Source organism: Nevskia sp. (assembly GCF_021732705.1).
Taxonomy (GTDB): domain Bacteria; phylum Pseudomonadota; class Gammaproteobacteria; order Nevskiales; family Nevskiaceae; genus Nevskia.
The window spans coordinates 103,923-126,868 of record NZ_JAKFUM010000006.1 but is presented as its reverse complement, the minus strand read 5'-3'; the positions used below and the strand labels follow the sequence as shown (position 1 = coordinate 126,868).

Annotated in this window: 23 protein-coding genes; 22 read left to right on the top strand and 1 reads right to left on the bottom strand. The window is 66.7% G+C overall.

Annotated features, from left to right (window positions below):
• Positions 1-17 precede the first annotated feature (17 nt).
• The 22 genes from QZ951_RS05970 to QZ951_RS05865 all read left to right on the top strand — a co-directional run bounded on the left by QZ951_RS05970 (position 18) and on the right by QZ951_RS05865 (position 21,217).
• Positions 18-926 (top strand): Mu-like prophage major head subunit gpT family protein, encoded by a 909-nt coding sequence (locus tag QZ951_RS05970; RefSeq protein ID WP_292999581.1) that lies wholly within the window; start codon positions 18-20, stop codon positions 924-926.
• Positions 927-944: 18 nt separating this feature from the next.
• Entirely contained in the window at positions 945-1,385 is a 441-nt protein-coding gene (locus tag QZ951_RS05965) for a DUF1320 domain-containing protein (protein WP_292999579.1), read from the top strand.
• The gene (locus tag QZ951_RS05960) at positions 1,385-1,942 is read left to right on the top strand and encodes a hypothetical protein (RefSeq protein ID WP_292999577.1); all 558 of its coding nucleotides are present in this window, start codon (positions 1,385-1,387) and stop codon (positions 1,940-1,942) included. Before QZ951_RS05965 ends, QZ951_RS05960 begins: the two co-directional genes overlap by 1 nt.
• The gene (locus QZ951_RS05955; protein ID WP_292999575.1) at positions 1,939-3,408 is read left to right on the top strand and encodes a phage tail sheath subtilisin-like domain-containing protein; all 1,470 of its coding nucleotides are present in this window, start codon (positions 1,939-1,941) and stop codon (positions 3,406-3,408) included. Before QZ951_RS05960 ends, QZ951_RS05955 begins: the two co-directional genes overlap by 4 nt.
• 15 nt (positions 3,409-3,423) lie before the next feature.
• Entirely contained in the window at positions 3,424-3,783 is a 360-nt protein-coding gene (locus tag QZ951_RS05950; protein WP_292999573.1) for a phage tail tube protein, read from the top strand.
• A gap of 38 nt (positions 3,784-3,821) precedes the next feature.
• Entirely contained in the window at positions 3,822-4,109 is a 288-nt protein-coding gene (locus QZ951_RS05945) for a phage tail assembly protein (protein WP_292999571.1), read from the top strand.
• A gap of 146 nt (positions 4,110-4,255) precedes the next feature.
• Positions 4,256-6,061 carry a phage tail tape measure protein gene (locus tag QZ951_RS05940; protein ID WP_292999569.1) on the top strand — a complete coding sequence of 602 codons (1,806 nt, stop codon included), beginning with the start codon at positions 4,256-4,258 and terminating at the stop codon, positions 6,059-6,061.
• Positions 6,058-7,179, top strand: coding sequence for a DNA circularization N-terminal domain-containing protein (locus QZ951_RS05935; RefSeq protein WP_292999567.1), 1,122 nt, complete (start codon positions 6,058-6,060; stop codon positions 7,177-7,179). The genes QZ951_RS05940 and QZ951_RS05935 overlap by 4 nt, the downstream gene beginning before the upstream one ends.
• Positions 7,172-8,215: a phage baseplate assembly protein gene (locus QZ951_RS05930; RefSeq protein ID WP_292999565.1), complete on the top strand. Its 1,044-nt coding sequence runs from the start codon at positions 7,172-7,174 to the stop codon at positions 8,213-8,215. The genes QZ951_RS05935 and QZ951_RS05930 overlap by 8 nt, the downstream gene beginning before the upstream one ends.
• Complete coding sequence (locus QZ951_RS05925; protein WP_292999563.1) at positions 8,212-8,553, top strand: hypothetical protein; 342 nt, start codon at positions 8,212-8,214, stop codon at positions 8,551-8,553. The genes QZ951_RS05930 and QZ951_RS05925 overlap by 4 nt, the downstream gene beginning before the upstream one ends.
• Positions 8,546-8,890 (top strand): hypothetical protein, encoded by a 345-nt coding sequence (locus QZ951_RS05920; protein WP_292999561.1) that lies wholly within the window; start codon positions 8,546-8,548, stop codon positions 8,888-8,890. Before QZ951_RS05925 ends, QZ951_RS05920 begins: the two co-directional genes overlap by 8 nt.
• An 11-nt stretch (positions 8,891-8,901) precedes the next feature.
• Complete coding sequence (locus QZ951_RS05915) at positions 8,902-10,884, top strand: SGNH/GDSL hydrolase family protein (RefSeq protein ID WP_292999559.1); 1,983 nt, start codon at positions 8,902-8,904, stop codon at positions 10,882-10,884.
• On the top strand, positions 10,841-12,328 hold the full coding sequence (locus QZ951_RS05910; protein ID WP_292999557.1) for a hypothetical protein: 1,488 nt from the start codon (positions 10,841-10,843) through the stop codon (positions 12,326-12,328). Before QZ951_RS05915 ends, QZ951_RS05910 begins: the two co-directional genes overlap by 44 nt.
• Positions 12,328-12,912, top strand: a complete 585-nt coding sequence (locus QZ951_RS05905; protein ID WP_292999555.1) for a phage baseplate assembly protein V — start codon at positions 12,328-12,330, stop codon at positions 12,910-12,912. The genes QZ951_RS05910 and QZ951_RS05905 overlap by 1 nt, the downstream gene beginning before the upstream one ends.
• Entirely contained in the window at positions 12,912-13,460 is a 549-nt protein-coding gene (locus QZ951_RS05900; protein WP_292999553.1) for a phage GP46 family protein, read from the top strand. The genes QZ951_RS05905 and QZ951_RS05900 overlap by 1 nt, the downstream gene beginning before the upstream one ends.
• Positions 13,457-13,882 carry a hypothetical protein gene (locus QZ951_RS05895; protein WP_292999551.1) on the top strand — a complete coding sequence of 142 codons (426 nt, stop codon included), beginning with the start codon at positions 13,457-13,459 and terminating at the stop codon, positions 13,880-13,882. The genes QZ951_RS05900 and QZ951_RS05895 overlap by 4 nt, the downstream gene beginning before the upstream one ends.
• Positions 13,883-13,908: 26 nt before the next feature.
• On the top strand, positions 13,909-17,169 hold the full coding sequence (locus QZ951_RS05890) for an alginate lyase family protein (protein ID WP_292999549.1): 3,261 nt from the start codon (positions 13,909-13,911) through the stop codon (positions 17,167-17,169).
• An 8-nt stretch (positions 17,170-17,177) separates the two neighbouring features.
• Positions 17,178-18,236: a baseplate J/gp47 family protein gene (locus tag QZ951_RS05885; protein WP_292999547.1), complete on the top strand. Its 1,059-nt coding sequence runs from the start codon at positions 17,178-17,180 to the stop codon at positions 18,234-18,236.
• Positions 18,227-18,763, top strand: coding sequence for a putative phage tail protein (locus QZ951_RS05880; protein WP_292999545.1), 537 nt, complete (start codon positions 18,227-18,229; stop codon positions 18,761-18,763). The genes QZ951_RS05885 and QZ951_RS05880 overlap by 10 nt, the downstream gene beginning before the upstream one ends.
• Positions 18,764-18,847: 84 nt before the next feature.
• Positions 18,848-19,366 carry a hypothetical protein gene (locus QZ951_RS05875; RefSeq protein WP_292999543.1) on the top strand — a complete coding sequence of 173 codons (519 nt, stop codon included), beginning with the start codon at positions 18,848-18,850 and terminating at the stop codon, positions 19,364-19,366.
• A 136-nt stretch (positions 19,367-19,502) separates the two neighbouring features.
• On the top strand, positions 19,503-20,324 hold the full coding sequence (locus QZ951_RS05870; protein ID WP_292999541.1) for a DNA adenine methylase: 822 nt from the start codon (positions 19,503-19,505) through the stop codon (positions 20,322-20,324).
• Positions 20,325-20,434: 110 nt separating this feature from the next.
• Positions 20,435-21,217, top strand: a complete 783-nt coding sequence (locus QZ951_RS05865; RefSeq protein WP_292999539.1) for a pseudouridine synthase — start codon at positions 20,435-20,437, stop codon at positions 21,215-21,217.
• A 47-nt stretch (positions 21,218-21,264) separates the two neighbouring features.
• Here the strand turns inward: QZ951_RS05865 and dbpA are convergent, their stop codons facing one another.
• Complete coding sequence (gene dbpA, locus QZ951_RS05860) at positions 21,265-22,647, bottom strand: ATP-dependent RNA helicase DbpA (protein WP_292999537.1); 1,383 nt, start codon at positions 22,645-22,647, stop codon at positions 21,265-21,267.
• Positions 22,648-22,946 lie beyond the last annotated feature (299 nt).

Genomic DNA, 22,946 nt, shown 5'->3' with positions numbered 1-22,946 from the left:
CTTACCCGAGAATCCCCATGCCGAAGCTGACCATTTCACCCGCCCTGATGACGGCGATCTATCAGGGCTACAACACGAAGTTCCAGGCCGGCCTCGGTCGTGGCGACATCTACTGGGGCGAGGTCGCGATGACCGTGCCGTCCGGCGATGCCCAGGAGGTTTACGGCTGGCTCGGCAAGACCACCGGCTTCCGCAAGTGGATGGGCGATCGCGTGATCCAGAGCCTGGAAGGCCACGATTTCACGATCAAGAACGAGCACTACGAGAACACCGTCGGCGTCAACCGCGATCAGATCGAGGACGACAAGTACGGCCTGCTCGGCACGATCTTCGAGCAGATGGGCCAGGACACGGCCGAGCACCCGGACACGCTGATCTGGGATCTGCTGGCCAGCGGCACGAGTGCCGTCTGCTACGACGGCCGCCCGTACTTCGCGGCCAATCATCCGGTGACCGACAGCAAGGGCAAGGTCACCAACACCTCGAACCTGACCACGGAAGCCGGCGGCAAGCCGTTCTGGTACGTGGCGGACTTGAGCCGCGTGCTGAAGCCGATCATCTGGCAGACCCGCAAGAACTACGACTTCGTCCGCGTAGACGCTTCCACGGATTCGCTGGTGTTCCTGAAGAACGAAGCGCTGTATGGCGTCGACGCCCGCGTCAGCGCCGGCTTCGGCCTGTGGCAGATGATGCAGGCCAGCAACCAGGACTTGACCGGAGCCAACTTCAAGGCGGTGCGCACGGCGATGCGCAACCTGAAGTCCGACAACGGCCGGCCGCTGAACATGAAGCCGACGCACATCTTCGTGCCGCCGGCCCTGGAAACGGCAGCCGAGCTGCTGTTCAAGCGCACCCTGATCGACGGCGGCAGCTCCAACGAGCTGGCTGGTGCGGTCAAGGTGGTCGTCGTTCCGTATCTGGCTTAAGCCAGGACCTGAGCTGACGTGATCTACGCCACCCGCCAGGACATCCTCGACCGCGAAGGCGCGAATGCGCTCTACGCGGCGGCCGATCGCGACCGCGACGGCCAGGTGGATGTCGTGGCGGTGGATCTGAAGCTGGCGGACGCCTCGGCCGAGATCGATACGTTCCTGAGCCTGCGTTACCCGCTGCCCCTGGCCACGGTGCCGCCAGCCCTGACGCGGCTGTGCATCGACATCACGCTGTACCGCCTGAGCCTGTCGGCCGATGTGCTGACGAAGGAGCTGCGGCAGCGCTACGAGGATGCAATCTCGCTGCTGAACAAGATGTCGCGCGGCGATGTCGGCCTCGGCATTCCGGTGGCCAGCGAACCGGCCGATGCCGGCGGCGAGGTCAAGGGCGGCGAAATCCTGATCTCGGCTGAGCCGCGGCTGTTCACGCGGCGTAGCCAGGGCGGGCTGTGATGGATCTGCTCGATCACCGCGATGCCATCGTCGCGCAGCTGCAGACCGTGCTGCCGAAGACGGTGACCGTCTATGGCTTTGCCGGTCGCTTCAACCTCGAAGAGCTGGAACGCCATGCGGTCAAGGCCCCGTGCGTTCTGGTGTCGGTTCTGAACGGCAGCGAGGGCTCCGACCGGGGCGAGCTGTACCTGAATCTGACGGTCGCGGCCTACGTGCTGACCAAGGCGATGCGGGGCGCACTGCCGGCGGAATCCGGCCTGAAGCTCTCGACCGTGATCCTGCAGGCCGTGTCGGCCACTGATTTTTCCAAGCAAGCCCAGAGCCCGACCGGGCTGCGCTTCGACAACCTCTACAGCAGCGCGCTCGGTGAAGACGGCGTGTGGCTGGGGGCTGTTGGCTGGCGGCAACTGTCGCCGCTGCAGGCCGAGGGCGCCGATGCCCTGGGCGAGTTTCTGACGCTGCATACCGATTTCGATTTTCCGCCGGCCGATGGCCGCCCGGAAGCCGTTGACCATCTGGCCGTGCGCGGCCGGGCCTCCACCGAGCCAACCTCATGACGATCGCTTTCAACCAGATTCCGGTGAACTTCCGGGTTCCCGGCCAGTACGTGGAGTTCGACAACTCCCAGGCCAACGGCAGCGACGGCACGGTGCCGCAGAAGATCCTGCTGATCGGCCAGATGCTCGCTGCCGGTACCGGTACGCCGAACGTGGCCACGCTGGTGTCCAGCGCGGACGAGGTGGCGCTGCTGGCCGGTCGCGGCTCGATGCTGCATCTGATGGCCAAGAAGCTGTTCCTGGCGAACGGCTTCACGCCGACCTACATCCTGGCGCAGGCGGATGCCGGCGGCTCTACCAAAAGCTCGCGCGCCGTGATCTTCAGCGGCACTGCGACGGCCGGCGGCGAACTGGCGCTGTACATCGGTGATGCGCGCTACGCCGTGCCGGTGCCGACCGCGACGACGGCCGCGCAGCTCGCCACGCTGGCCGCCGCCGCGATCACCGCCGATGCCGAGAGCTATGTCGATGCCGCCGTCGACGGCGTCGTGCCGGCTCGCGTGAATCTGACGGCCCGGCATGGCGGGATCGATGCCGGCCGGATTGAGTGCACCCACAGCCGCTATGACGGCGAACGGCTGCCGACCGGAATTTCGGTCGTGATCGCGGCCCTGGTCGAAGGTGCCGGCAATCCGACGCTGACAGCGGCGATCGCCGGACTGGGCGAGAACTGGTATCCGACCATCGTCATGCCGTACACCGATGCCGCCAGCCTGACGGCGCTCGAAGCCGAGCTGGCCGATCGCTTCGGTCCGGTGCGGCAGATCGAGGGCTATGCCCACGTCGGCCGCTCCGCTGACCAGGCGACGCTGCAGGCGCTGGCGGCCGGCCGGAACAGCCCGCACGAATCGATCATCGATTGCCTGGACCTGTTGACGCCGGCCTGGGCCGTGGCGGCCAGCGTGGCGGCCGTGGATGCAGGCGAGCCCGATCCGGCCCGGCCGCGCCAGACGCTGACCCTGCCGGGTGTCGTGGCCAAGATCGAAACCGGCCGCCGGACCAAGCAGGTGCGCAACCAGCTGCTGAATGCCGGCGTGTCGACAGTCCTGGTCGATGCCGGCGGTCTCGTTCACATCGAGCGCCTGACCACGACCTATCGCCTGAACAGCTACGGCCTGCCGGATGACAGCTATTTCGACACGGAATCGCTGCATCTGCTCGCCAACCTGCGCTTCACGCTGCGCAGCCGCTTCGCTGCGAAGTACCCGCGCCACAAGCTGGGCAAGGACGGCAGCGAAGGCCCCAACGTGATGACGCCGGGCACCGCGCGAGCCGAGCTGATCTCGCTGTACCGGGACTGGATGAGCCGGGGCTGGGTCGAGGGCGGTACGGCCTTCGAGCAGTTCAAAACCGACCTGCGGGTGGAGATCGACGCCGACGACCCGAACCGCCTGAACGCGATCGTGCCGCCGGACCTGATCAATCAGCTCCGCGTGGTCGCCGCACAAATCCAGTTCCGCCGCTAAGGGAGCACGACGCTTATGGCAAAGAAGATTCTGGGCCGCGCCACGATCAAGTTCGATGGCCGCACTGTCCTGAGCAAGAAAGGCTCGACGCTCGATCCCGGCGGTGTGGCGCGTACGCCCGTCGTTGGTTCGCGCTCGGTGCACGGGTTCACCGAAGAGCTGACCGCGTGTTCGCTCGACGTGAAGATCACCCAGACCGACGAGATCGCACTGGAAGAAATCCGCGCGATCGAGGACGCAACCATCGTCTTCGAGGGCGATGACGGCGTGAGCTACGTGATCACCGGCGCGTTCAGCACCACCACGCCGAAGCTGGCCGAGACCGAAGGCGAGATCAGCGCGACGTTCAGCGGCACCAGCTGCGACCGCGTTTAAGCCGGCCTGCCACCCACCTGCAACCAACTTCAAGGCCCATGAAAACCATCACCGGCACGCTACGCGACGGCATCACCATCAGCGGCAAGACGCACCTGGAATTCGAGCTGCGCGAGCCGACCACGGACGATCTGTTCGAGGCGGAAGACGAGGCCGGTACCGATACACCGCTGAAGTTCAACGGCGCGGTGATCGCTCGCACGCTGGTCCGCTGCGGCACGTTCAACGGCCCGTTCACGTTCCAGATGATCCGGAAGCTGACCCGCCGCGATTACGTGACCTTGAGCAACGCCATGAAGGAGGCGGAAAAGCTGGGGGAAGGCTGACGCCTCGCCAGCGCGCCAGCCTCACCGCGATGGCCTTCCTGGCCTCGAAGACGGGCTGGTCACGCGCTGAGTTGGGGGCGATGCCGGCGAGCGAACTGCTGCACCACATCAACACCTTTACCAAGACTCCGGACTGACGCACGCCCGTGACCGATCTGACCGTATCGCTACGTTTGCTGTTGCAGTCGCGCGAGTTCACGCGCGGCCTGCTCGGCAGCGAGCGCGGCGTGACCGATTTCAGCACGCGCAGTCGGCGCGCGATCGGGCAGCTCGATCAGACCATCAAGAGCGTTCGCAACAACCTGGCGGCGCTCGGGGTCGGCTTTGCGGCTGTCCAGGTGGTTCGCGAGTCGGCTCGGCTCGACAAGTCCCTGACGCAGATCCGCCAGACCGCCGGTGCCACGGGCGACCAGGTGCGGTCTCTTCGCGCGGACATCTTCCAGTTGGCACGGGATACCGGCCGGCCGATCGACACGCTGCTCGGCGGCTTCAACAACTTGATTCAGGCCGGCCTCGACTTCAAGGCAGCACTGGCATCGACGCGCGCGATCGCGCCAGCCAGTGCGGTCACCGGTGCCGGTGAGGATGTTCTGGCCGGCGGGCTTGCCGTTGCCGCTGCCAGTTTCCAGTTCGACCTGACCCAGCCGCGCACAGCAGTGGAGCTGCTCGATCAGATGGTGGTCGCCGGCCGGCTCGGCAATGCCGAGCTGGAGGATCTGGCCTCGATCTTTTCGCGCGTCGGCGTAAACGCCAAAGCCGCCAACCTGCAGTTCCCGCAGACCCTCGGTTTCATCGAAGGCCTCAGCCAGGTCGAACGGCAGCCGGAACGGCTGGCGACGTTGGCGGATTCAACGCTGCGCCTGTTCACCAACGACAAGTACCGCGCGAGTGCCTCGAAGGCCACCGGCGTGCCGTTCTACAACAAGGACGGCAGCAGCCGCGATCCATTGGCGGTGCTCGATGACATCGCTGCGCGCTATCAGAAGCTGGCAACCGATCAGGCGCGCGATCGCTTCATCGCCAGGGCTTTCGGCACTACCGATCTCGATACCCAGCGCGGCATCCGAACCCTGCTGGGCGGCGACTCGCTGAAGCAGGTGCGCGAGTTCACCGGCACGATCACGCGGGCCGGCGGCACCGTGAAGCGCGATCTGGGGGAAGCCCTGGATAACGCCGATTCGCAAGCGAAGCGTCTGGCCGCGAACTTCAAGACCATCGGCGATGCCTTCGCGCAGCCGATCAACCGCACGCTGTCGGATCTGATTCAGTTCCAGCTTGATCCAGCGGAGAAGGGCGGTCTTGGTCTCAGTCCTGGCGGCGCGGCCCTCGCCACCGGTGGGCTGGTGTTGGCAACGGGCGCGGCCGGCAAGCTGGCCAGCGATCTGTTGAAGAGAATCCCGTTCATTGGCGGCGCTGCTGCTGATGCCGCCGGCACAGCGGCCGGACTCGCGCAGGGTCAGCTGATCAAGCAGGCCGGCCTCGCCACGCCGGTATTCGTCACCAACTTCCCGGCGTCTGACAGCGGCGGTGCCGCCGGCTCCGTTGCCGGTGTGGCAGCTGCAGCTGGTGCCGGAGGACTGCTGGCCCGGCTTGGATTGACCTCGGCCGCCGCCGTTGGAACTGCTGCGCTCGGAACGGCCGGCGTGCTGGCTGCGGGCGCGGCCGGATTCGAGCTGGGGACCAAGGCCTATAACGGTGGGGCGCTCGGAGCGCCTGCGATCGCCGGCACCGAGTTCGCCGATAAGGTGGGTCGGGCTGTGGCCATCGCTCTGGCGGCCTTCGGCAATCAGGACGCTCGCAATGCGCTTGCAAGCCGTGCCAAGGAACCTACCGACGTCACCGGCACGATCAAGATCGAGCTGGACAATCGTGGTGCCCGTGTTGCCAGTGCTCGCAGCCGGGGCGTGGACTTCGACTTCAGTTCCGGGCCGTTGGCCCTGAGCCCGCCATGAGCTGGCGCGAGCAGCTCCAGGACGCTTCGTTTCGCGGCGTTCCGTTCCAGATCGACAACGCGCCCAACGAATTCGCGCGGCGGGTGGCGGTGCACGAGTATCCGCTGCAGGAGCGCGCTGAAACTGAGGACTTGGGCGGCCGTGCCGTGCGCATCCTGCTCGATGGCTACGTGATTGGGTCCGAGTACTTCACGGCCCGTGATCGGCTGCTCGATGCGCTCAATCAGCCCGGTCCGGGCGAGCTGGTGCATCCGTATCGCGGTACGTTCCTGGTGCAGCTGATCAGCTGCCGGATGACCGAGAGCACGCGCGAAGGTGGTCTGGCGCGGTTCCAGCTGGAGTTCATCGAAGCACGCACGGTCAGCGCGCCCGCGCGTGCCGCCGACACCCAGCTTCGCGTCCGGTCTCAGGCGGAAATTGCGTCGACGGCCGCGACGACGCAGTTCGCGACAAGCTGGCCCGCTAGCCTCGGTGCCACGATCGATAGCACGATCGGCTCGGTGGTCGGCGCGGTCCGAGCCGTGGAAACCGTGCTGGGTTCCGTCACCGTGGCGCAGGACGAGATCGCTGGCATCGTCAGCTTTCCGCAGCGCATCGCCAGCCGGATCGGCACGGATATTCGGCGCATCCGCACGCTGGCCGGTCTCCGCCGGCTGTTCAGCTACCGAGCCACGTCAGCCAGCCGCGCGCCGCAGGCCATCGCGAACGCGGCAGCGCTGACCACGCTGGTGCGCGTGCAGGCGGTGATCGCCGCGACTGAGCTTGCAGCCGACACGGTGTTCGACAGCTTCGACGCGGCGATCCGCACGCGGGACGAGCTGGTCGACGTGATTGACCTGGTCGGTTACGCGGTCGACGACGAGAGCTATGCGGCCCTGCAGGATCTGCGCGCGCGCCTGGTGGAGGACATCCGCAGCCGCGCCGTGGATCTGTCCAGGATCGCCCGCTACACGCCGCCGGCCACCTTGCCGGCCGTGGTCGTGGCTTATCGGCTGTACGGCGCTCGCACCGGCGTTGCTGGGCTGTTGCAGCGGGCTGACGACATCGTGGCGCGCAACGGCCTGGCGCATCCCGGCTTCGTGGCCGGCGGTGTCGAGCTGGAGGTGCTCAGTGACTGACCTGAACACTCGGGTGACGCTACAGATCGGTGAAGACGTGTTCACCGGCTGGGAGTCGATCAGCATCACGACCGGCATCGAGCAGCTCGCCGGCCAGTTCGAGCTGCAGTGCGCCGATCGCTGGGCCATCCGAGGTGAGACCCGGCCGATCCTGCCGGGCAAAGCCTGCGCGGTGTCGATCGACGGCACGCCGGTGATCACCGGGTACATCGACGAGGCCAGCCCGAGCTACAGCGCCACGGCGCACAGCCTGACCATTCGCGGCCGAGACGCCACCGGTGACCTGGTGGACTGCGCGGCCGAGACCGACGGCCAGAGCTGGGAAGGCCGAAACCTGCTGCAGGTGGCCACGGATCTGTGCAAGCCGTTCGGCATTCCGGTGCGCCTGGACGGCGATGCCGGCGCGGTGTTCGCGCAACAGGCGATCAATCCCGGTGAGACGGTGATGGAAGTGCTGTCGCGCGCGGCCCGCCTGCGCGGCTTCCTGCTGGTGTCTGACAGCCTCGGTGGCTTGACCATCACTCGCGCTGGTGTGCGTCGCGCCACGCGCGCGCTGAAGCTGGGCGTGGACATGCTCGAAGGTTCGGCCACCCGCAGCCATGCCGAGCGCTTCGCCCGGTATCGGGTGATCGGCCAGGACGGCGAAGGCCGTTATGCCGGCAACGAAACGCTGGCTCAGCAGGTGCTGGCGACCGCAACTGATCCGGAGATCCGCAGAGCGCGGACCACCGTCATCGATACCGTCGACGCATCCGACGCCGGAGCGGCGCAGCAGCTGGCCCGGTGGACGGCCGCCAACCGCAAGGCGCGCGGCGATCGCGCGGAGCTTTCGGTGCGCGGCTGGATCGACGGCAGCGCCCCGTGGCAGCCGAACCGCCTGGTGCAGATCGATGACGCCTGGCTCGGCTTGTTCGGCGATTACCTGGTGGCGCAGGTGACGTTTTCGCTGGATGACCAGGGCGGCGAGATCACGCGCTTGTCGGTGACGCCGGCGGATGCCTACGTTCCGGCGCCACTGACGGAGAAGATGCCGTGATCGATCTCCCCGAAATCTTCATCAGCCGCAAGGCGGGGGACAGCATCGAGCCGATCACGATCACGCTCGATCGCGTGCCGGCACCCGGCGCTGCCGTTCGAGCTGAGCTGAGGGACCCGGTCGACGGCCTGGTCTATCGATGGAGCACGACCACTGCAACGGCCAGCGTGGTCGGCTTCGACATCGTGCTCGCCGCGATCGACGGCGCGACCACCCAGACCTGGCCAGCGGGCCTGCACGGCTTCGAAGTGCAGGTAACCGAGGGCAGCAAGACCACCACTGAAATCAATCGAGAGGATCTGGAATTCGAGATCCTCGGAGACGGCGCGCATGGCTAAGACGATCATCATCCGCGAAGGCGCGGCCGGCCTTTCGGCATATCAGATCGCCCTGCGCAACGGGCTGTCGCCGAACGTGACGGAAGCGCAGTGGATTGCATCCCTGGGCGGTGGCGGCGTCGCTGGGCCGAACTCGACCCGGATCAAGCGCGAGACCTTCGCATTCGCCGGAGCCGGGCCTTACGCCTTGGAACAAGCGCCGGATGGCGACTTCACGATGCTGCTGCTCGATGGCACCGAGCAGGCCAACGATCCGTTCGCGATCAATTCCCAAGGCTTGACCTTGGTCGGCACGCCGACCGGCTACCTGACGGTCAGCCTGATCTACACCTACTGAGCCCGCCCACAATGAAGAACGCCCTGCGATTGCTCGCCTGCGTAAGCCTGCTGCTCGGCACGGCCGAAGCGCAGAACACCACGACCAACTGGACCCATATTCGGAACACACCGACCACCGTGGCCGGCTACGGCATTGGTGATGTCTGGACCCGGACGCAGGCCGATGCCCGCTACGCGCCCATCGTGGTGCCGTACGCGAATCTGGCCACCCTGCCGGGCGGCACCTTGCTCGGGAATGCCGCTGCAGGCGCTGCGGCACCGGCTGCCATCACCATCGGCAGCGGCCTGTCGTTGAGCGTAGGCGGCGTCCTGAGCGCGACCGGTGGCGGCGGCGGCGGAACGGTGACCACGGTCGTCTGCGGCACCGGCCTGACCGGCGGCACGATCACGACCACCGGCACCTGCGCAGCGTCCTTTGGAACAACGGCCGGGACGATTGCCCAGGGCAACGATGCCCGCATCGGCGCGATCAACGGCGTGACCGTCAGCGGCACGCCAGTGGCCGGCTATGTGCCGACCGCAACCAGCGCCAGCACCGCGACCTGGCAGGCTCCGAGCGGCGGCGGTGGCGGGGCCGTGAGCAGCTTCAACTCGCGCGTCGGTGCCGTAGTGCCGGCGGCCGGTGACTATCCGCCTTATCTGGGCGGCGTCGGCCACCGGGCCGGCCGACGTGCGTGGATCGGAGACTCGATCACGGCGCGCAACAACAAGACGACCCCGAGCATCAACGAGCGGTCGGCCTCGGGTTACGCGATCTGGCTGAACGCCTTGTGCGGCCAGTGTTTCGAGATGCCCGTTCAGTACGCGACGGCCTCGACCTTTACGGCCAACTCTCTGAACTTCGGTGTCAGCGGCCAGGGCTGCGGCGACATCCTCGCGCGGCTGTCCGCGATCATCAGCCAGCGGCCGGACGATGCCTTCCTCCTGTGCGGCACGAACGACTTCGGGGCCAAGGTTTCGCTGGCTACGGTGCAAGGCCAGCTCAACAGCATCATTCAGCAGCTGGGGGCGGCCGGCATCCCGCTGACCGTCAGCACGGTCTATCCGCGATCCGCTGCGAACCTCACGGCGCTTGGCATGACCACGGGCGAAGTGACCACGGCCAAGGGCGCGATCGAGCAGTTCAATCAGTACATCAGGCGCTACAACATTACGACGGCACCGACCACTGGCTACAAGATTCGGGTGGTTGATCCGTGGCGATATATGGTCGACCCGGCGTCGACCGTCGGCGACCCGCGTGCCGGCTGCCTCGTCGACGGGCTGCACCCGCTGCCGGCCTGCGCCTACGCCGCCGCGCGCGCCGAATGGGACCAGGAAGCCGGCAACCTGCCGCCCTCGATCGTCGGAACGCTGCAGTCCGCCGGAAACCTCTACAACGCCAGCAGCAATCCAGGCGGCAACCTGCTGGCTAATGGGTTCATGGCGGGCACCGCCGGGACCCTGAACGGCACCGGAGTCAGCGGCCAAGTTCCGGACGCTTGGACGATGCAACGCCAGAGCACCTACGGCACCGGCGTCGGCAGCATCAACACCACCTTTCTGGACGGCACGGCCGGATCATCGGCGCGTCAGATCTGGACCACGAACGGCACCGCGACGCCGGCAACACCGCCGGCTGCCAATCCGGAGTTCGTCGGCTTCCTGCTGCAGACCGTTTCCAGCAACTTTGCGGCCGGAGACATCGTCGAGGCGACGTGCGAAGTCAATGTGTCGGGCCTCAGCGGCAACAACCTGGTCGGCGTGGCGCTGGTCCTTCTGTCGACCGGCGGCGCTGGCCAGACCTACTACGACCTGAACCCGATCGACAGCACGCAGCCTTTCCCGCAGGTGGCGTTTTCGAGCATCCGCCGTACCAACCGGCTGACCGTGCAAAGCGGTGCCACCGCGCTGACGGTGCGCGTGGAGACGCACCTCGATGGTTCGGTCATCGGTTCGGCCACCGTCGATGTTGGCCGTTGCTCGCTGGCAAAAGTCCCTGCTGCCCTTTAACCGAGCCCTCGCCATGAACCTGAAAATCATTTTCGTGTTGTGCCTGCTGTTCTGTCTGTCGGCTTTCGGGCAGAGCGAAACTCTGCTGGCCCAGGACTATCTGAACGTGACGCGGCTCGGTGCCCAGCAACGCCTGCAGGCCGGCGCTGAGCTGCCGGCGCTGCAGCAGTTGGCGGTGACGGGCTTGATCGCCCGTATCGCCAGCGGCAGCTATACGAGCCGAACCATTACGGCCGGTAGCAGCAAGATCACGGTCAGCAACGGCAGCGGCGTGGCGGGCAACCCGACAATTGACGTAGCCGAATCTTCACTGGTGATCGCGAACCTGAGCGGCAACCTGCCGGTATCCAAGCTCAACGGCGGTACCGGTGCGGACTCCACGACGTACTGGCGCGGCGATGGCACCTGGGCCACTCCGGCCGGCGGTGGCGGCGGCGGTGGCGTGACTGGCCCCGGTACCAGCACTGACACGGCGATCGCGCGCTACAGCGGCACCGGTGGCACCGTGCTGCAGAACAGCGGCGTGCTGATCGATGCCAGCAACAACATCAGCGGCGTGGGCACGCTGGCCAGCGGCGCGCATACGCTCACTTCGGCTTCGGCAAACGCGCTGGTCGTCGGGCCGAACGGCAGCACGAACCCTGTTCTGCAGGTCGACGACTCGACAGCCTCACAAGTCACCGGCATCAAGATCACTGGCAATGTGGCCGGTTCGGCCGCCGACATCGCAGTGATTTCGACGCAGACGAACGAAGGATTGACCCTTTCGACGAAAGGTACCGGCTCCATCCTTTTCCGCACCGGCAACAGCACGCGATGCACGGTCAGCTCGCTCGCCTTCAGCTGCACTCCGACCACGTCGTCGGCGGCCGCTTCGGTGCGATTCGGGTTTACGGGTGCTGCCGATACGAGCATGACGGCTGCAACCGAAAGCCCGAGTGTGTATTTCAATCTGGGGCAGGTGCGGCAGCACGCGACCGGTGCAATCACCTTGCAGCGCGATTTCAGAATCACGCCTTCGACGCATTCCGCGGTCGGCGCGAGCACGATCACCGATGCCGCCTCGCTGTACATCGACAGCGCGCCGCTGGCCGGCACCAACATGACCATCACCAACCCGCGCGCCCTTTGGGTCGCAGCGGGCCTGACGCAGCTCGATGGCGGCGTTCGCCTGGGCGCGGCGGGTGCGGGCCTTTCCATTCGCGAGGGCAGCAACGCGGCGATGGGCACGGCCACCCTGAGCGCCGGCACCGTGACGGTCAGCAACACGCTGGTGACCAGCAGTAGCCGCATTTTCCTGACGCCGCAGACCTTGGGCACGGTGTCGGTGCCTTCGGCCTGCGGCATCAGCGGCCGCAGCGCCGGGATCAGCTTCACCATCCTGTGCTCCCAGGCCACCGACACCAGCGTGATCGCTTGGCAGATCGTCGAGCCGGCTCCCTGATGGCTGACAGCCGCACTGCGATCCTGACGGCCATGCAGACGGCGATGCGGCCTTTGTCGCGTCGGCTGCGGGCACTGGCATCGCGCGCCTTGATCGCGCGCGCCGACGACGGCGGCAAGCTGCAGACGGTGCAGGTGACCGCGCTCGCTGGCGAACGCCTGGATGACGTGCAGCGGCTGCAGTACTTCGGACATAGCGCGGTGCCGCCGCCCGGCAGCACCTGCTTGTTGATCTCGATCGCCGGCTCGCGGACGCATTGCCTGGTCATCGGCGGCGAGCACGATTCCCGGCCGCGCAATCTCGATGTCGGCGAAAGCCAGGTCTACAACAGCCACGGCGATCACGTCTGGCTCAAAGCGACCGGCGAGATCGTGATCCACAGCAGCAGTCTGGTCACGATCAACAGCCCGCATACGCACGTCACCGGCACGATGACCGTCGACGGCGCATTGCTGAGCAATACCTCGGTGTCTGATCCGCTGGGCTCGATGCAGGAAATGCGCGACATCAACAACGCGCATCGCCATACCGGCGTTCAGGCCGGCGGCGCGACCTCTGGCCTTACCAACATGCCGATGACCTGATGGCCGACCTTGCCCTCATCGCCGCGTCGGATGATCTGCTCGATGGCTTCGACCTCGACTTCCTGGACACCGATCTGCTGCTCGATCCCTCGCTGCGGACGGCGGTGATCGTTTCGCTGTTCAGCGATCGAGAGAACGACGACGCCGGCAGCGCGGATCGGCGTGGCTGGTGGGGCGATGCGCTGTCGACCGTTGCTGGTGACCGCATCGGCTCAACGCTGTGGCAGCTGCAGCGCGAAAAGCAGACCGACGACGTGCTGATCAAGGCGCAGCTCGCGGCCGAGCGGGCACTGGCCTGGCTGGTCGACGACGGTGTGGCGCGCTCGGTCAAGGCGACGGCCACGTTCCCGCAGCGCGGCCGGCTTGATCTGGCGATCGAGATCGTGCGGCCGACAGGCCTTGAGCTGATCCGCTTCAGCGACATCTGGGCGGCTTCGTTGCGGCCGTATGAGCGGGTGTCGCCATTCACGCAGCTGGCGGAGCTGCAGCGCCTGGCGGCGCGCTACGCCTACCTCTACCAAACCATGGATCCGATGGTGACCCTGTGAGCGCACAAAGCGAACTCGAAGCGGCTGCGGTAACGATTCGATCGGTGGTCGATGGCTTTGTCGCGATCTTCACAGGCGGCCCGACCCAGACGGTGGACAACGGCAGCGTGCTGTTGCCATCCATCGCCAAGCTCATCACCGATGCCCAGGCGCGCGTCGACGCGGCCGTGGCTGCGATCGAGGCGACCCCGACGGGAGGATCGACCGCGCTTCCGATCGTGCCTTCGGATTCCGTGACGCTCGACCCGCTGCCGGTCGGTGGCCTGTACTTTCCGGACGGTGGCCTGGTCGCGCTGCAGTTCGGCAACGGTGCCGTGGTGTCGCAGCTCTTCGCGCCGAACACGTTCTTTCCGAACATCCCGAGCAAGGTGCTGGCGACAGGCACCGACGCCGGCATCACGATCATCGGCTACTTCCCATGATGCGGCCGGTGCCGAATCGCAGTGCCATGCGCCTGCAGGCGGACTTCCGCCGGGCACGCGCGTGGCGCGGCGGTGCCTGGGCAGGCTCACCGGCCAGCCTGCTGTCATGCAGCCGCGCCTCCGCGTCGACCGCGCCGCGCTTCGATGGCAGCCGGGCGATGTTCGCCGCCAATGCGGTGCGGCTGACTGATCGCGGCGTGTTTATCGACCCGCCATCGCAGCAGCTACTGTCCAACTCCGCATTCTCGCGAGCCGTGGTCGGTGCGATCGGCTTCGGTGGCGCGTTGCCGCTCGGCTGGGATGCCACCGGTGGCGTGACCTTGTCCGTGATCGAGATTGGCACGGTCGATGGCAGGGCCTCGATCGTGGTGGAAGCCCAGTACACCAACACCACGCCGTTCGATCCGCTGAATCCGGACGACGGCACCACGATCCAGATCAGCCTGGAGCCGAACAACGGCTATACGGCGGGCGCCACGCGCACCTTCACCTTCAGCGGCGATCTGACGGTGCTGACGCGCACCAACATCAGCCTGGTGCGGGCGCGCATCTACGGCCGCAACTCGGGCGGCGTCGCCGTGGGCGATTCGCTGGAATCTGCCGTGCTGGTGTCGACCACCGGCGTGGCCACGCCGTTCATCGTGACTACCTTGCTGGACAGCACGGCAGTCACGGCATCGCCAGTGATCACGGCAGTCATCCGCAACGGCAGCACGGGCGTCTTTCGCTTTCGGCTGACCGCCGCGCAGCTCGAAGCTGGCAGCACGGCTACCGACTGGATCGCGACGTCGGCCGGTGTTGAAACCCGGACCAACTACTACGCCTATAACACCAGCTCCGGCGTGGTGATCGGCACGGTGGGCTCGGGCGGGCAGCTGCCGACGGGCTGGAGCCTGGGCGCGTCGACAACGGCGCAGGTGCTGGCCGTGAACACTGAGGTGGCAGGCGACATCACCTTGCGGGTGACGGTGACCAACACCACGGGTGCTGCGATCGCCGGCACCGTACGCACTAGCCCGATCGCGCAGGCCAGCAACCCCGCTGCAGCGCCTGGTCAGGTCTGGGTGTCGTCGGTCATCGCCCGGATTCTGGCTGACCCGAACAATGCCGGGCCGCGCGTGGGCATCACTTCGCGCAATGCCTCCACTTCGTCGACGGGCTCCGGCTCGAATGCGATTCCAGCCAGCTCGGTACCGGTGACCGCCGAAGTGCAGCAGACGATGCCGGCGAACACGGCCTACGTCAGCACGCAATTGACCTTCAGCGCTGCCGCGAACTCGACTTCGGTGACCGACATCCGGCTGTACCCGTCACCCCGCATCGAGCGCGTGACGGTGGTCGGTGCAACAGGCCTGGTGTCGCGCGCTGCTGAAGTCGTGGCCATCAACGAACCCGCCCTATTCGCGGGTGCCTGCCACGCCGTGATCGAGGCCGAGTATCGGGCCATGACGCCGTACGCCACGGTGTTCGCGGTGCAGTTCGGGAGCGGCCATGTGCTGCGCTTGGTGGCTGGCGATCAGGTGGGCGCGATCGTCGAACTTGCGGGCACGGCCGTGGCCACGTTGACGCGTGCCAGCGCCGGAGCGACTGGGGCCATCCGAATATGCGCATCGTGGTCGGCGGGTTCGATCTCGGTGTCGATGCCGGACCTGGGCGGCGGTGGCGTGCTGTCGACCGCCTTGGCGGGCTTCGATCCGACGACCGCGACCAACGCCTGGCTCGGTAGCGTCAACGGCACGAAGCCGGCGGCGACGGCCGTGCGAGCCTTGTCCGTGCAGGCCGGTGCGATCACCGGAAACAGTCTGGCGCTACGCGCCCGGCAGCGCTGGTCGCCGATCAACTTCAAGACCATCGAAGCGGTGTCGAACCCAGGGTCGATCGAAGCCGCTCCGGCCTTCATCGGCACGGCGATCGAAGCGCCCGGCGCGAGCTATTCCGCTTATCCGACGTTCACCTCGAATCGCTACTTCCGGCGCTCGAACGGTGGCGCGGCTATGAACGACGTGCTGCCGTCGCCGGTGACGGCACCGACGCTGGCGCTGATCACCATCATCAATATCGACAGCGTGGCCAGCATCACGGTCTCCACTGCGGCCGGCACGATTCAGGGCGCTGCGACGATGTCGATCCCGCCGCTGAGCTTCGCCACTTTCGCGTCGACGGCGGGCGTCTGGTACTTCTTCCAGCGCAGTGGCGACATCTTCGCGCCGCCGGCAGAAGTGCCGACGGTCAGCGTCTACGGCCCTCCGAATCCGCTGGACCCGTTCCGCTCGATCGTCGATCCCCCGAGCTACGCGCAGTACCACTCGATCATCGATCCGCCGCGCGCGTTCGCGTCCGAGATGGTGAAGGCGAGCAATGCCTGGGCGGTCTCGGGCAATCGCTCCGAGGCGCTACGCTGCCTGCGCGGGCTGCGGGATTGGTGCGCGGCGGACTACTGGCGCGGCCCAGCCGGCGACAGCTCCAGCCTGACGCAGATCAGCAACCAGATCGGCAGCACGGGCATGGCCTATCTGCTGGTGCGTGACTGTGGTGCCGGCACACCGGCTGACCATGCAGTGATCCGGGAATGGTTCCGGGCAAGGACCACGGCGATGATCACGTTCTATCGCTCGATCATCCGGCAGGGCTTCACCGGGCCGCAGGTATGGACCGGGACGAACACGGCCCGCAATAACCACAGCTACAGCGCCGGCTTCGCGGCGGTGACGGCTGCCCGCATCCTGGAACGCGGCGACTTCTACGACTTCGGCCTGTACATCTTCCGGAATGCGGTCTACGACGCGGCGACCTTGCCAGGGGCCACCGGGTCGCTGATTGCCGAGCTGTCACGCGGCTCGCGAGCGCTGTACTACTCCAGCTACGCGCTGGTGTTCCTGATCCCGCTGGCGATCGCTCTGCAGAGCTTCGGCATCGATGTGTGGGGCGAGCAGAATGGCGCGCTGCTGAAGATGGTCAATTTCGTGGTGCCCGGCATCGACGATCTGACGCTGATCAAGGCCGAACAGGCGCGCTTGATCGCCCTTGGCAATACCGGCACCTCGAACAACCTGATCGCTGCTGACCAAGAATCGATCGGCTTCACGTCCTTCGACGAGGAGACCGGTGCCAGCAACCCGAACGAGAGCCGGGTGCACTACACCTGGCACCCGTACAGCCGGTTCAGCAATGCGCAGATCCCGTGGCGGCCGGTCTGGGTCAGCCGCGTGCGCGCCTACGACAATCAGTTCAACACCAACGCCGGCGGCGGACAGGTCGACCTGTTCCCGGCCCCGGGCGTCACCTGAGACTGCCGATGCCGTTCAATCGCCCGAGCTTGAGCCAGATTCAGAACCGTGTGCAGGCGGACCTGCAGACGCGGATCGAGGGCTCGACACCATCCCTTCGCCGCAGCGTGCTCGGTGTTTTCGCCAGTGCCTTGTCGTCGGCCATCCATAGCCTGTATGGCTTCGTCGCGTATCGCTCCGAGCAGTCGGTCCCTTACTCCGCGACCGGTGACGATCTGGCGCGCTGGGCGAGCCTGTGGAGCGTCGGTCGACGCCAGCCGACCTACGCCAGCGGCAGCATCACGATCACTGGCGACCCGGCCGCCACGATCGCCGCCGGCAAGGCGCTGCAGTCGGCCAATGGCATCGAGTATCAGGTGTCGAACCCGGTGGTTCTGGATGGCACGGGATCGGCCGTTGCGCTGGTTACCGCGCAGGTGCCTGGCGCTGTCGGCAACCAGGCCGGCAACACGCTGCTGAGCTTCATCAGCCCGGCGCTGGGCGTTAATGCGGTGGCCCAGATCACGGCCGATGGCATCAACGGTGGCGCGGAGCTGGAGGACGACGACTCGCTGCGCGCCCGCATGATCGAGCGGATTCAAAACCCGCCGCATGGCGGCAACGCCTTCGACTACGAGATCTGGGCGACATCGGTGCGCGGCGTCTCGCGTGCCTGGGTCTTTCCGCTGTATCTCGGTGCCGGCAACGTGCGCGTCTACATCGCCGACGACAGCTATGCAGGTGTCACGCTGGCCAGCGCAGCCACGGTGGCTGCCGCGCAGGCCTACATCGACAGCGTGCGGCCGGTGACGGCCGACGTCGACGTCGTCGCGCCGAACCGCCAGGCGGTCAATATCCGCGTGACGCTGGTTCCGAATACGCCGGCCATTCGGGCGTCGGTACAGGCTGCACTGGCCGATCTGTTCACGCGCGAAGCGGCACCCGAAGGCACGATCCTGCTGACGCATGTGCGCGAAGCCATCAGTCAGGCCGTCGGCGAGTACGACCACAACCTGATCACGCCGTCGGCCAATGTGACGGCGGCGGCCGGTGCGATCCTGGTGCTGGGGACGCTGACGTGGACGTAAGTGCCGAGATCTATGCCGCGCAGCTGGCGGCGCTGTTGCCGGTCGGCCCGGCCTGGACGCGGCGCGAAGGCTCGCTGCTGGCTCGGCTCTTGTTCGCGCTCGGGGGCGAGCTAGCGCGGCTGCACGTTCGCGCGGACACACTGCTGGTCGAGGCCGACCCGCGTTCGACCGCCGAATTGCTGCCCGACTGGGAGCTGACAGCCGGGCTGCCAGACTCTTGCGTGGCCGTTGCACAGAGCGTGCAGCAGCGCCGCATAGCCTTGGTCGCTCGGCTCACCGCCACGGGCGGGGCTTCGCGCAGCTACTTCATCGGCGTCGGTGCTGCCTACGGCTACACGATCACGATCGAGGAGCCGGCCTTGCACACCTGGCGCATCCGATCGGCCGACGTGCCAGTGACCCCGTTCCGAGCTGGCTTGTCGACGGCTGGCGACCCTTTGACCAGCTTCGGCAACGAGTCGCTCGAATGCCTGTTTAACCGGATCAAGCCGGCGCACACGGCCCTTCTTTTTGCCTACGGACCCTGACCCATGCAGCGAATCCAACATCCCACGGCGACGCCTGACAATCGCTTTACCGAGGGCAGCCCCAGCTCCGGCACGCCCGCCACCGTGGTCACCGCCGCCTTCCTCAATAGCGTTCAAGAGGAGATCGCGTCGACCATCGAAGCGGCAGGAATTGCGCTGAACGCCGGGGCCAACAACCAATTCCGGAAGGCCATTTTCAGCCTGGTCTATCCGGTCGGCTGCGTGTTCATCAGCACCGGCATCCAGACGCCGTTCCAGCTGTTCGGGATCGGCACCTGGGAGAACTACGCGGCCGGCCGCGTCCTGGTCGGCCTCGATGTCAGCGATCCGCTGTTTGACGTGGTCGGCGAGACCGGCGGTGCGAAGGAGATCACGCTGTCGGTCGACCAAATGCCGGCGCATCGGCACGGCATCGAGCGTGGCTCCTCGACCACCGGCGCCGGTGGGGGCGCTTTTCAGTCGTTCGTCACCGACGAGGCCTACGAGGCCAGCAATACCAACACCTTCAATGCCACCAATCCGGTGCGGTCAGTCGGCGGTGGCCAGCCTCATCCGAACCTTCAGCCGTACCAGGTCATCCTGTACTGGCGTCGCACCGCGTAAGAGGATGCGACCCTCGATGCGTTAGCGCGCACCGAGGGCCGCCAACCGCCGGCATACACCGACGGCCAGCCAAGGCATCCCCACCGTGCACACGGCATGGGAAGCCTAACCGAGTTCATCTGGCCGAGGAGAGCCCATGCCTGCTGCACCCATCATTCCGTGGATTGGCGGAAAACGCCGTCTGGTCCCGCTGATTCTTCCGCTGTTTCCTGAACACACCTGCTACGTCGAGCCGTTCTGCGGCGCGGCAGCCCTTTTTTTCCTGAAGCCGCCATCTGACGTGGAGGTAATCAACGACATCAATGGCGAGCTGGTGAACCTGTATCGCGTCGTTCAGAACCACCTGGAGGAGTTCGTCAGGCAGTTCAAGTGGGCGCTGACCAGCCGGACGGTCTTCGACTGGGAGCAGGCCAAGGTGCCGAGGACCTTGACCGATATTCAGCGCGCCGCCCGGTTCTACTACCTGCAGCGCAATGCCTTTGGCGGTCGCGTGGACGGCCAGAGCTTCGGCTACGCGACCACAGCCCCGCCCAAGCTCAATCTGCTGCGCATCAAGGAGGAGCTGAGCGCCGCCCATCTTCGACTGCACGGTGCCTATGTCGAAAACCTCCCTTGGGCTGAGGTCATCTCACGGTACGACCGACCGCACACCCTGTTCTATTGCGATCCGCCGTACTGGCAAACCGAGGGCTACGGCGTCGAATTCGGCTTCGAGCACTACGAGCAGATGGCTGCCCTGATGCGCTCTATCCAAGGCACCATGATTGTTTCAATCAATGACCACCCGGACATCCGGGCGATTTTCGCCGGTTTCCCGATGCGCACGGCCGACATCACCTACACCGTCGGCGGCGGCCAGAACGCCCAGCCGGCCAAGGAACTGATCATTGGAAACTGGCGCGACGGCTGGCCAGCGCCGAAACCCCTCACCGAAACCCTCGGCCTCGACCTGATCTAGCCTTTTCTCATCGCCTTGCATCGCCCTGACAGGCCCGTTGCGGCACTATTGCAAGGTGTCTAAAACCAACCCGCAATGTGTCCCGAATCAAACCGCGCCCTACACGCGCCATGAAGCCGCCGCCGCGTCGTTCCCCGCCCCGCGCCCGCGCGGCCTCGCCTGCCGGACGCGCGGCCCCTCCGCGCCATGGGCTCGCGCGGGTGCTGTCGAAGCTCGGCGTCTGCTCGCGCAGCCAGGCCGAAGCCGCGATCCGCGACGGCCGCGTCGCGGTCGATGGCCGGATCGAACGCAACCCGGAACGGCCGAGCGATGCCACGCGCGAAGCGATCACGCTCGATGGCGTCGCGGTGCAGGCCGCCGCCAAGGTCTATCTCGCACTCAACAAGCCGCGCGGCATCGTGGTCAGCGCCGCCGACGAGCGCGGGCGCGACACGGTCTACGCGCTGCTGGCCGATGCCGGCCTGCCGTGGATCGGCCCGGTCGGCCGGCTCGACAAAGCCAGCGAAGGCCTGCTGCTGCTGTCGAACGACACGGTGTGGGCGGCCGGCATCACCGAACCGTCCGGCGCGCTGGAAAAGACCTATCACGTGCAGGTCAACGGCCTGCCGGACGACGCCGCTCTCGCGGCGATGGTCGCCGGCATCGCCGACGGCGCTGATCATCTGGCCGCCCGGCGCGCCACGCGGCTCCGGGTTGGCGAGAAGAACGCCTGGCTCGAAATCGTGCTCGACGAAGGCCGCAATCGGCACATCCGCCGGCTGCTCGAGGCGCTCGGCTACGACGTGCTGCGGCTGGTGCGGGTCGCGATCGGCCCGCTGACGCTCGGTGCGCTCGCCAAAGGCGCGCACCGGACCTTGACCGCTGCCGAAGTCGCGGCCTTGCGCAGTCGCTGACGCGACACGCGACCGCCGCCTGCGGAATCAGTCGATCTCAGTCGATCTCAGTCGATCGGGCGCACGCGGAAGTTCTTGCCCTTGATCCTGCCGGCCTTGAGCCGCTCCAGCGCGCTCTTCGCGAAGCGGCGGTCGATCGCCACATAGGTCCGCGTATCGAAGGTGTTGATCTTGCCGACGGCTTCCTTGGCCAGACCGGCATCGCCGGTCAGCGCGCCGAGCAGATCGCCCGGGCGCAGCTTGTCGCGCCGGCCGGCGTCGACGCACAGCGTCACGAACACCGGCGGCACCGGGCGATCCGGCGACAGCTGCGACATCGGCAGCTTGCCGAGTACCGCCTTCAGGCCGAGTTTCGCTTCGATCGCCGCGACTCTACTGCGCTCGCGCGACGTGAACAGATGCAGCGCGATGCCGCTCCTGCCAGCGCGACCGGTACGGCCCACGCGGTGAACATGCTGGTCCGGCTCGTTCGGCAACTCGTAGCTGACGACCAGCGCGAGGTTCTGGATATCGAGCCCGCGGGCCGCGACATCGGTGGCCACGAGCACACGGGCCGAGCCGTTGACGAAGCGCACCAGCACTTCGTCGCGATCCCGCTGGTCGATGTCGCCATGCAGGCTCAGCACCGAGAAGCCGCGCTTCGCCAGTTTCGTCTCGACGTCCTGCGCATCGTTCTTGGTGTGGACGAAGACCAGCGCCGATTCCGGTCGCTGCGTGCTCAGCAGATGCGCCAGCGCATCCATCCGGCGGATCGGGTCGACCTCGTAGAAGGTCTGCTCGACCTGCGTCGTGACCACGGCGTTGTCGACCGTGATCTCGACCGGCTCGCGCTGCAGCCGGCGGCTCAAGGCGCGCACGCTGTCCGGGAACGTGGCGGAGAAGAAAAGCGTCTGCCGGGTCTTCGGCGCCTGATCGACGATCGCGCGGCTGGCGTCCTCGAAATCCGAATCGAGCATGCGGTCGGCTTCGTCGAGCACCAGCACGCGCAGGCTGTCGAGCTTCAGGTTGCCGTCGGCCAGCAGTTCCTGCACCCGGCCGGCCATGCCGACGACGATGTGCGGATCGTGTTCGAGCGAGGCCACCTGCGGCCGCTTCGAGATGCCGCCGCCGAGCACCGTCAGCTTGACGTTCGGCAGGCAGCGCGCCAGCCGTCGGATTTCCTTCGCGATCTGATCCGCCAGTTCGCGCGTCGGGCACAGCACCAGCGCCTGCGTGGTCATCTGCGTCGGATCGATCCGCGACAGCAGGCCGAGCCCGTAGGCTGCAGTCTTGCCGCTGCCCGTGCGGGCCTGGCCGATCACGTCGCGGCCGTCGAGCATCGGCGGCAGGCTCTGCGCCTGGATCGGCGTCATCACCGTGTATTCGAGGGAGTCCAGCGCCTGCAGCAGGGCCGGATGCAGGGCGAGACTCGAAAACGGCTGACTTTCCACGGTTTGCACCTGAGCACGTGAGACGCGCCCGAGAGGGCGCAGCCGCGAATTGTGAGGCCACGCGGCCGGCGCTGCATGACCGATCTCGTGAACACGCCCCGCGGCATGGCCATTCGCCCGCCCGATCGTGCCGCCCGTGTCATCGCCTGCCGGAGCCGACACCCCACTGGCGGTCACTGACCGCGCCCTCGGCACCATCCATCCGTCGGTTGTATGCCGCTGGACTGCCACGCGTGCGCTGCGCTCCAGATTTCCGCGCCAAGGCCGAACAGGAATGCACCCGAGTCAGGAGGTACACC